Source organism: Actinomadura sp. GC306 (genome assembly GCF_004348665.1).
Lineage (GTDB): Bacteria > Actinomycetota > Actinomycetes > Streptosporangiales > Streptosporangiaceae > Spirillospora.
On record NZ_SMKM01000541.1, the window covers coordinates 1 to 1,042 of the forward strand.

General features: G+C 80.9%; 2 protein-coding genes. One reads left to right on the plus strand and one right to left on the minus strand.

The genetic code is table 11. The features are described from left to right. Positions 1-15: 15 nt before the first annotated feature. Complete coding sequence (locus E1200_RS33380; RefSeq protein ID WP_131956681.1) at positions 16-483, minus strand: hypothetical protein; 468 nt, start codon at positions 481-483, stop codon at positions 16-18. 244 nt (positions 484-727) lie between these two features. On the opposite strand from E1200_RS33380, the gene E1200_RS33385 reads away from it, so the two are divergent. Next, the coding region (locus tag E1200_RS33385; protein WP_207933678.1) for a hypothetical protein at positions 728-1,042 on the plus strand (315 nt) is incomplete at its 3' end.

The window sequence follows — 1,042 nt, forward strand, 5'->3', positions numbered from 1 at the left end:
GGTAGGGGGCGGGGGTCAGCGCTTGCGGGCCGACTGCCAGTCGACGATCACGCCCGCCGCCGCGGCTCCGGCCACCGGCACCGCGCGCAGCAGTCGGCCCAGCGTCATCAGCTTGGCCAGGCCCGCGGCGCGGCCGGGCAGCGCCGCCACCTGGCCGCCGGCCTGCGCGACGCCCTTGCCGGCGCCCCGCGCCGTGCCCTTGGCGCCCTCGGCGGTGCTCTTGGCGCCCTCGGCCGCGCCCGCCTTGGCGCCCTTGGCGCCCTTGGCGGCGGTCGCACCGCCCTTGGCTCCGGCGCCCTTGGCCGCGCCGCCCGCGTTCTTGGCGGTGCCGCCGGCGCTCTTGGCCGCGCCTCCGGCGGCCTTGCGCGCGGTGCCCGCGCCCGCCTTCCCGGCCTTGCCCGCCTTGGCCGTGGAAGCGGCGCTCTTGGCCGCGCTTCCGTTGGCCTTGCCGGTGCCGTCTCCGGTCGCCGAGGGGGTGTCCATCGTCATTCCTTCCATCGGGGGGTAGCCGCCCCGTGCGCGTCCCTTCGCCGTGGCGGCTCGGGGACGCGGAACCGGGCCACTACAGCGCTACCCCGACCGACACGCGCAAACATGCGCCCCGCCCGCCCGGGGCCGCCGGACGCGGCGGCCGGGTTGATCGCCGGGCGGCGGCGGGGCAGGCTGTGAGACCGGCCGCCCGGCCCCCCGGCGCGGCCGTGTCCGCGCCGCAGGAGGGAGGGGCCCGTTGGACCGCCGCCTCCCCCGCGGCCGCGCCGCGCTCATCGCCCTGGCCGCCGCCGCCGTGCTGGCCGCGGCGGTCGCGGCCGTGGCGGTCGGCACGTCCTCCGGCCCGCCCGGCGCGGCGCCGCCGGCCCGCGTCCTGTCGGCCTACGAGACCGCCGCGCCCGGCAACAGCGTCGACCGCGACTGCGGATTCAGCGCCGCGCTGCCCGGCTCGCCCGGCCGCGCGCTCTGGCTGTTCTGCGACACCGTCTGGAAGGGCGCGCGGCCCGGGCTGTGGCTCGGCACCACCGCCGCCACCGGCCCCGCCGTCCCCGGC

What these genes read in the sequence shown, in the direction of transcription:
- E1200_RS33380 (WP_131956681.1), bottom strand. Translation starts at nt 483, where the DNA reads ATGGACACCCCCTCGGCGACCGGAGACGGCACCGGCAAGGCCAACGGA.